Origin of the sequence: Vibrio sonorensis (assembly GCF_001854765.1) — a bacterium.
GTDB lineage: Bacteria > Pseudomonadota > Gammaproteobacteria > Enterobacterales > Vibrionaceae > Vibrio > Vibrio sonorensis.
On sequence record NZ_LJJE01000044.1, the window covers coordinates 1 to 7,795 of the forward strand.

Below are 7,795 nucleotides of genomic sequence, written 5' to 3' on the forward strand. Positions count from 1 at the left end.
GTAAGTGGCGGTGGCGGTCAGTTTTTGGCTTTGCCCTTTGGCCACGCTGACGGTGGCGGGGGTGAGTTGGATGCTGGTCACCACCGCGTTGGTAAACGTGAGGGATAGAGTATTGCTGCTAACATTCAATAATTTAGCGGAAATTGAAAACAAACCTGATTCCATAACGCTGACTTGGTTTTTAGCCATCTTCACCATATTAGAGTTGGACAACTCCCATGCTACTTTTTTCGACACATCGCGTTTACTTCCATCAGCGTGTATAGCAATAACCCGCAATAGAAAAGTATCTCCCTGAGCAAAGGACAGCTGAGAGCTACCCCGCCGGATGGATTCAGGAGCTACTTCTAACTTAAGTGACGTAATGCCACTTTCATTGAGTTGAGAAAAAGACTTAAAGATTCCGGAATTGTCTGTATTGCAACCAGTCAAAAGTAGTGCCGGTAGAGCCACACTGAAAAAAACCAATAACCATTTTAAAAAACGTGATTTTATCTTGCACAAAACGAAATCTCCAAAGATCTATCAAAAATGTCAAAACATTTATATTAAAATTAAAACAAAACAGTGAAATGTAAGTTCTGTCTAGCTTTATAGAACGAGGTCATACAATTTGTATTTTAGGAATTGTAGGAAACAAGGATAATAGATAGTTTTAGTCAATATAAAAAAAATAGGTACTATATTTATTTTATTAAAAATAAATAATATAGAGGAAGACCTAAGTGTTTCATTAATTATTAAATTAAATTTTAATATATTTTATTTTTTTGTTAATAACATAATAATCATTCTACTTAGCATGAAAATTGCGTATATTCCTTAACAGAAAGGATTTATTGCGCAATTCGATGGAACTAAATAAGGAAGTTACAATCTTACCCGCTTAATCCTCTTAGCCTTATGCTGAAACCTTGTTATAAAACAAATAATAACGCTGCATTTAGCCGTCGCCGTCTGTACTCGAGGGGCTTTACGACACGAGGGATTGTCATGAGGCCATAAAGAGTAAGTTTGCCATTCCGCTTATCCCACCAAGCGAAGGGTTGTCTTCTGAGAGCGGGTACATCCTCGCAATTTAGTAGCGGGTTGCCAAAAGCTCTGCGGCTCTAACAAGAAGTGGGAAAAGCGGTATGGTTACCACCCTCTCTCCCTCTCAGACTAGCCACGTATCGTATGAAGCAGTTGCTACGAAGAGGATTAAGATGCTCAGGTCGGCGACACCTTTGCATGTTTAAAGCGCTGAAAAAGTTTGCCGGGCTGGGTACGCCTGATACTGGCGTTGTTGCCTAAATCAGCTGAACCTGTTTCAAGTCTTGCGTTCGGATCCTTGGTGATAGTTAGAATGGTGGTGACATGGGTAAAGCGAAAAAGAAGATCACTAACTGAGCAGTGTACAATAAGGCATTTGCAAGCGGGGCTCGGTTTGGTTCTGGATGGACGATTCAGTCGTAGATGCACGATTGTATTAGTAAACGCTCGAAGACAGTTCTGGTCAAATGTCGCAATCGGGCTAGAGGGGCGAATCGCTATATAGCCATTGATTCGACGAGCCTCAAAGCCTTTGATAAAGGTGAGTGAAAAGTCGTGTCTGGTTGTCACTATCGCTCAACATCTCAAACCGCAATGTCTCGATGCAAGAGACTAACAAGCGGGACATTGCGGTTGAGAAATTACCACGCTTAAGTGGGCGAGATCATAGCGAACGTCAAAGTTATAAACAAAGCCATCGGACCAGACACACCCGTCAAAAAGTAACGGCTAGTCGTATATGGCGTCATTGTTCTTCAAGCTGATTTGATCAACAACGCCCTGTTAAGTAAAAGTTCTAAATCTAATTTTTTTCATAAAATACTCATAATTTTGATTAATCTTGCTAATCAATAGTCGCCTACAACAATAACTTTGTCACCCCTTAAATTCCACTTAATATATTTTTTAATAAAATAATTATATATATTAAGTTGCTGTAAATTAAATTGATGTTAGTGTGATTTACAGTTGATGTTAACTCGATTCCATATTTAAGTGCGACATTCTTGGAAAGGTGTAGAACTCAAAGTGGTACGTTTGTCTCGCCAAAGAAACAAGCAGTACTACCATGAATTATTAGCAGTTGACCGAGAACAGACGATACCAGATTTCCAATGTGTTGACGAAAGTCAGTCATGAGTGGAGCTATCGTTTTTCTGCTCGTGATAAACGCTTGGGTGGTAAATTGTTCGCCACTTGAAACAAGGCCATAAGCGGTATCGCCTGCAATCAGGGAAGCCGTCTCGATTGATGACAGACCAAGTATCGTAGATAGTAAGGAGCGGTTTGGCGATTGGGAAATTGACACCGTGCTAGGTAAACATGGCACGGGTGCTATGGTGAGTATTTTAGAGCGTAAAACTCGATTTTACGCGGTAAAGAAAGAGCCTTGTAAATCAGCTGAGGATGTTACCAAGGCTACAATAGATTGACTCATGCCTTACAAGAAACACGTACACACCATTACAGCTGATAATGGGCGAGAGTTTGCAGGGCATAAAACGATTGCAAAGGAGTTAGAGGCTAAAGTTTACTTCGCTCATCCTTACAGCTCTTGGGAGCGTGGGCTAATGAGAATGCAAACGGTCTATTAAGACAATATGTGAAAAAAGGAACCGACCTATCGACGGTGACAGACAGTGATATAGATTTCGCTTTGTGGCGAATAAATTTTCGCCCAAGAAAGTGTTTAGGCTTTAAACAGCCAGCTATTGTATTGAACCAAATGGCGTTTGCGGATTGATATTGGAGAGTGTCGCACTTCGCAGTTTAATTCGGGAATATACAGCCAGGGGGTATCTATGAAAAAGAAAGATAAATTGTCGTGTTTTTTTAACGAAGAAGTACTTAAAAAACATATACATTCTTTAGAGTACAAGTCTATGTTTGGTATGAATGGCATGTTTGCTTGGGGGGTTATGTTTGGGGTGGTTCATAATGGAGAACTATATATAAAAGCAAATGGGTTGATGAGGGAACAATTCGAAGATGGTGGGATGAAAAGATTGGAAATGCCTGAATCGAAAATGGTTAAGAAAAATCATTTTTATTTGTTAGACGAATTGTATTATACTGATGAGTTAAAGTTAATGTCCATAATAATTAAATCAATTTGCTTCACTTACCATGATAGTTTAAAACATGACACTGAAAAGCTTAGATATTTACCAAATATTGGTGTACACATGGAAAAGAAATTAAACAGTATCGGTATATATAGTTCATCTGATTTAGTAGCTTTAGGAACGGTTAACGTATGTAAAAAACTATCTAAAAAATATGTGAACAGTTGCAATTTTAAGGTATTAAGTAGAATCGAAGGTGCTATAAAAGGTGTGCACTACTCTTTAATTCCTAAGAGTAGAACAATTGAGATTATGAATGAAGTTTTATAAAAGTAAGTTTTGGATCGACCGATTACCAATAAATAGAACCACAAAGCCGATGAATTTGGGAGTGATAAATTCCACTAGGGTGGGCTTATCATTAAACAAAAAAATTTAAGTAGAACAGATAGTATCTACAAGTAAGGGGAGTGTCCTTAATTTTGTGTGTCTGTATAGACTTAAGCCTTAAAGAGGCGTTGTTGATCAAATCAGCTTGAAGAACAATGACACCATATACGACTAGCCGTTACTTTTTGACGGGTGTGTCTGGTCCGATGGCTTTGTTTATAACTTTGACGTTCGCCATGATTTCGCCCACTTAAGCATGGTAATTTCGCAAACGCAATGTACCGCTTGTTAGTCCCTTGTATCGAGACATTGCGGTCTCAGATATTGAGCAGTAGTGATAACCAGACACGGCTTTCCACTCCGCTATTGTCCCATTTTTCACAGCCGTTACTGCTTCGTTTCTGGGATGACCTTTCTCTCAATGTGCTGCATTCTTTCGAGGTGGTATCAACGGAGTACTGCCATTATTTTTCAGGGTTTCATGACAACTTTTTGTTCATATGCTCCGTCAGAAGATACGGTATGAACCTTTCTATGTAAAGGGTTGAGTAATGTGGGGAGCACTTCACTATCGCCAACCTGACTCTTGCACTAGTCGTTTCGTAACTGTCCACGTCTGCAGCTAAGTCCAACTTACGCCATGTTTTGCGTTTTTCTGAACCAAGCTTTTTTTACTTTTACTTTCCACTCACCTTCATCAAAGACTTTGGGCTCCGTCTACACAAAGCCTTATTGTCCTTCGCCCAGTTAGTGACTTTCTTTTTCGCTTTACCCATGTCACCACCACTCTAACTATCACCAAGGATCCGAACGCAAGACTTGAAACAGGTTCAGCTGCTTTAGGCAATGTAGTACCACTATATAACACCCAAACGTATAAATTGTTATATTATTTTCAATAAAACAAAAAAGCAAAAGGTTGTTAATATCACCACAAAGTAAGTTGATATTTTACTTAAACTAAAGTGATTGATTGGTTCTATTTTATTTTTTTTTGTATTTAATATTTTAAAATCATCATCAACATTATAATAAGATGTTCCTTTAATGTCAGTTCTTCTTACTATTAAGCCATTTTTTGATTTTGGAAAAATAGTTTTAAATAATTTTCTAATATTACTTAATGCTACGCATACGGAATTTTCACTAACGATCTTATTGGGCCATCCAATTTTCGTTAACTCTGTTTTTGTTAGACCTTTATTATTAATCCTAAAGTGTTCTATTATATTTGACTCAGACCTACTAATCTTATAGTGCACTCCATCTTTTATTACAACTTGGGATTCAGAATCAATAAAGAAATTGTATTTATTATTTTTCATTTTTTCACCTTTATCTTCGCCAGTAAAAATAACAAATTTATTTTAATTAAATATTTTCTATACGAAACAATAAAAACAAACCAATTGATTATTTTATTAAAAATAATACAAAATGTCATTTCGTCCCCATTATGAGACTTTATCCTTTGATAAAAAATAAAAGATAAAAATAAACAATATCAATAATTTATACTTTACAAGCCTGCCCTCAGATGGCGGTGTTGATCAAATCAGATTGAAGAACAATGATAGCATATACGACTAGCCGTTAGTTTCTGACGGGTGTGTCTGGTCCGATGGCTTTGTTTATAACTTTGACGTTCGCTATGATTTCGCCCACTTAAGCGTGGTAATTTCGCAAACGCAATGTCCCGCTTGTTAGTCTCTTGCATCGAGACATTGCGGCCTCAGATATTGAGCGATAGTGACAACCAGACACGGCTTTTCACTCACCTTTATCAAAACCGTCGAATCAATGGCTATATGGCGAATCGCCCCTCTAGCCCGATTGCGACATTTGACCAGAACTGTCTTCGAGCGTTTACTAATACAATCGTGCATCTACGACTGAATCGTCCATCCAGAACCTAACCGAGCGCCGTTTGTACAAAGCCTTATTGTACCCTGATCTTCTTTTTTGTTTTACCCATGTCACCGCCGCTCTAACCATGACAAAGGATCCGATCGCAAGACTTGAAACAGGTTCAGCTGATTTAGGCAACGACACCTATCAACCTTGAAATGGAAAGGGGCTTTTTTGCGCAATTCGTACAGAAGACTAAACCGGACGGAGATCGAAGTCTGTGCGTTCAAGCATCTATCTAAGTATTTTCTCCTAATACTTCAATCACTAAATGCTCCCATGCATCGGCCTAATATAGATAGAATTCCACTCATTTGGAAAGATTAAATGCTTTATTACGCGATTGTTCCTAATCGAAGTCGTTAGTCGTCTCCGTTAAAAGCAAACACCAAATGATACTATCGGGTTTATATTGATCTACAATACGTCCTAGAACTCGAATTCTCAGACGTATTGTAAATATAAGGAAAGTGGTGTGACCCATTTAATGCCGATAGTTGTCCATGATCTGGAAGAGGTTTCTCCAGAAGAGTTTGCTGGCCGTATCGCGCAGGCGAAGAAAGATGGAGTTGATGTGGAAACACATCCGGCGGTTCGCTCGGCAATCGAATACTACCAGCAGGAATTTTTTGAGCGTTCTGGGGCACTGCGGCCCAAAAGCGTAAAACGTTTACGGTCAGCGTGGGCAGGTTATGTTGACTGGTGTTCAAGCAACGGCGTTTGTGCATTGCCCAGTACTCACCACACGGTAGACAAGTATTTACTTAGCGAGTCCATCAGGTTACACCGTAACACTTTAAAAGTTCAACTATGGGCGATATCTAAGACGCATGAAATTTCCGGTTGCCCAAACCCAACGAAACATCCTAATGTAAGAAATCGCCTTACACAGATTATCAATGATAAAGTACAAAAGCGCGAATTCATTAAACAAGCCGCTGCTTTTCGAAGTGATGATTTAAATAAGCTGGTTGAGTGTTGGGGGCACGATAAGGCGACCATCACCCAACTACGCGATCTGGTAACACTGTCGATATGTTATGACTCAATGTTGCGAAAACAAAATATTGAGAACTTGCTCATTGACGATGTCCAGTTTTCGGCGGATGGCTCCGCCGCTGTTCGTGTCTACATCACTAAAACCAACAAAACAGGAGAAATGGAGTATCGTTACCTGCCCCCCGATACCGTGTCGCTAATCCAGCGCTATCTCAAGCACCCCAATGTTTATTCAGGCAAGGGGGCTTACTTGATACAGAGGACCAAACTGTCAAGCGCTGAATGCAAAGGTCTATCATTCAAGCAAGCCGCTAGAAAGCCGGTCTCTCCGAAAATGATTATTCGCATCTTTAAAAGGGCTGCAAAAGCAATGGGTACTAAAAGCGACAAGCTTTGGTCTGGGCATAGTGCACGAGTCGGGGCCACGCAAGATCTCCTCTCAGAGGGCTGGTCTACGCCGCAGATACAACAGGCCGCAGGATGGTGCTCTGAAGAAATGGTATTAAGATATGGTGGCCTGATATTGGCGGGAGACTCGGTTATGGCCAAACGGTTCATCAAACAGAGTCAACAAAAAAAGAAAAGAGTGTGATTCATAGACATCCTTTCAACTATACTGGATGTCTATGGACAGGGAAATTCAGCAAAGTCTACAGTGGGTAAAGATGTATGAGAAATGTGGTAATGCAGGCCTTGTCTGTCGACGCTGTGGTATTTCCAGACCAACAAAACTAATCCAATTTCACCAAGTACACCTAAGCACAGCGACTATCCATAAAGTGTTATCTGAAGCTTCTGTTAAACTGATAGTAACTTATCGACTTAACAAATATTTCCAAAGATACGAGCGCCCAGTCCCCTGGTGATAGAGTCCAGATGGACACTGCGTTGTTGATCAAATCAGCTTGAAGAACAATGATACCATATGCGACTAGCCGTTCGCTTCTAACGGGCATACCTAGTCTTATGACTTTATTTATAGCTTTGACATTCGCCATAATTTCACCCACCTGAGCGTTGTTGTCACATCTCGAACTCAATGTCCCGCTTGTTAGCCCTTTATATCGGTCCTGTAGTGGCATAGTGAATTTGGCCACCTGGTTAAAGGTGTTAAGATGCACCTCGTACACAACAGGTGGAACTATGACAAAACGCACGAGAAGAACTTTCAGCCCAGAATTCAAACTCGAGGCAGCGCAATTGGTCGTTGACCAAGTGTACTCAGTTGATGAAGCGGCCAAAGCCATGAATGTGAGCAGGTCGGCTATGGAAAGGTGGGTAAGGCAGCTCAAACAAGAGCGGAACGGCATTACGCCAAAGGCCTCACCACTCGCCAGAGCAGATTGAAATCCGAGAGTTAAAGAAACGGATCGCGGAGCTTGAAGAGCACAACGAAATCA

Annotated in this window: 3 protein-coding genes and 9 pseudogenes; 7 read left to right on the forward strand and 5 right to left on the reverse strand. The window is 40.2% G+C overall.

The window, feature by feature from the left end:
• Nucleotides 1-504: pseudogene (locus BLO31_RS08645) on the reverse strand (hypothetical protein); the annotation flags it as partial.
• 461 nt (nt 505-965) lie between these two features.
• Here BLO31_RS08645 and BLO31_RS24370 point away from each other — a divergent pair.
• The 4 genes and pseudogenes from BLO31_RS24370 to BLO31_RS08655 form a co-directional block, all read left to right on the forward strand.
• Nucleotides 966-1,293: pseudogene (locus BLO31_RS24370) on the forward strand (IS5/IS1182 family transposase); the annotation flags it as partial.
• Nucleotides 1,294-1,392: 99 nt separating this feature from the next.
• Nucleotides 1,393-1,758, forward strand: a pseudogene (locus BLO31_RS23055) (hypothetical protein).
• A 379-nt stretch (nt 1,759-2,137) separates the two neighbouring features.
• Nucleotides 2,138-2,776: pseudogene (locus BLO31_RS08650) on the forward strand (IS30 family transposase); the annotation flags it as partial.
• Between the two features lie 58 nt (nt 2,777-2,834).
• Nucleotides 2,835-3,428 (forward strand): TfoX/Sxy family protein, encoded by a 594-nt coding sequence (locus BLO31_RS08655; protein ID WP_070964689.1) that lies wholly within the window; start codon nt 2,835-2,837, stop codon nt 3,426-3,428.
• Between the two features lie 238 nt (nt 3,429-3,666).
• Here the strand turns inward: BLO31_RS08655 and BLO31_RS23060 are convergent.
• The 3 genes and pseudogenes from BLO31_RS23060 to BLO31_RS25150 all read right to left on the reverse strand — a co-directional run.
• A pseudogene (locus tag BLO31_RS23060) lies at nt 3,667-4,196 on the reverse strand (IS5 family transposase); the annotation flags it as partial.
• A gap of 176 nt (nt 4,197-4,372) precedes the next feature.
• The gene (locus BLO31_RS08660; RefSeq protein WP_070964692.1) at nt 4,373-4,813 is read right to left on the reverse strand and encodes a winged helix-turn-helix domain-containing protein; all 441 of its coding nucleotides are present in this window, start codon (nt 4,811-4,813) and stop codon (nt 4,373-4,375) included.
• Nucleotides 4,814-5,081: 268 nt separating this feature from the next.
• A pseudogene (locus tag BLO31_RS25150) lies at nt 5,082-5,258 on the reverse strand (IS5/IS1182 family transposase); the annotation flags it as partial.
• Between the two features lie 613 nt (nt 5,259-5,871).
• Here BLO31_RS25150 and BLO31_RS08665 point away from each other — a divergent pair.
• A complete protein-coding gene (locus BLO31_RS08665; protein WP_245688440.1) occupies nt 5,872-6,987 on the forward strand; it encodes a tyrosine-type recombinase/integrase in 1,116 nt (371 codons plus the stop codon).
• Between the two features lie 34 nt (nt 6,988-7,021).
• Nucleotides 7,022-7,280: pseudogene (locus tag BLO31_RS23070) on the forward strand (IS481 family transposase); the annotation flags it as partial.
• 59 nt (nt 7,281-7,339) lie between these two features.
• On the opposite strand, the pseudogene BLO31_RS23455 reads toward BLO31_RS23070, so the two are convergent.
• Nucleotides 7,340-7,462: pseudogene (locus BLO31_RS23455) on the reverse strand (IS5/IS1182 family transposase); the annotation flags it as partial.
• Nucleotides 7,463-7,538: 76 nt separating this feature from the next.
• On the opposite strand from BLO31_RS23455, the pseudogene BLO31_RS08675 reads away from it, so the two are divergent.
• A pseudogene (locus BLO31_RS08675) lies at nt 7,539-7,795 on the forward strand (transposase); the annotation flags it as partial.

Excerpts from the sequence above, each read along its gene's own strand:
- BLO31_RS08655 (WP_070964689.1), top strand. The coding sequence starts at position 2,835 with ATGAAAAAGAAAGATAAATTGTCGTGTTTTTTTAACGAAGAAGTACTT.
- BLO31_RS08660 (WP_070964692.1), bottom strand. The coding sequence starts at position 4,813 with ATGAAAAATAATAAATACAATTTCTTTATTGATTCTGAATCCCAAGTT.